The 293-nt window shown below is 46.4% G+C and carries 1 protein-coding gene; it reads right to left on the bottom strand.

Annotated features, from left to right (window positions below):
- The coding region (locus LKX83_RS32400; protein ID WP_227887387.1) for a sigma 54-interacting transcriptional regulator at nucleotides 1-293 on the bottom strand (293 nt) is incomplete at both ends.

Raw genomic sequence — 293 nt, 5'->3', positions numbered from 1 at the left:
GAGGAATCAAGATCGGAATGACATTTAGACTAAAATATAAGTCTTCACGAAACGTTCCCTCAGCTACCATCTGCTCGAGTTGTTTGTTTGTAGCGCTGACGATTCGCACATCAAGGGGGATTTTTCGATTGGAGCCAAGCGGCGTAACCTCGCGTTCTTGAAGCACGCGCAGAATTTTTGCCTGTAGAGACAATGGCATCTCACTGATTTCATCAAGAAAAAGCGTTCCACCGTTTGCAGCTTCCCATTTTCCTTCCTTGCGCTGTGTTGCTCCGGTAAAAGCCCCTTTTTCA

The organism is Cohnella baijiui (assembly GCF_020731285.1).
In the GTDB taxonomy this organism is placed as follows: domain Bacteria; phylum Bacillota; class Bacilli; order Paenibacillales; family Paenibacillaceae; genus Cohnella.
This window is presented reverse-complemented; position numbering and strand designations above follow the sequence as displayed.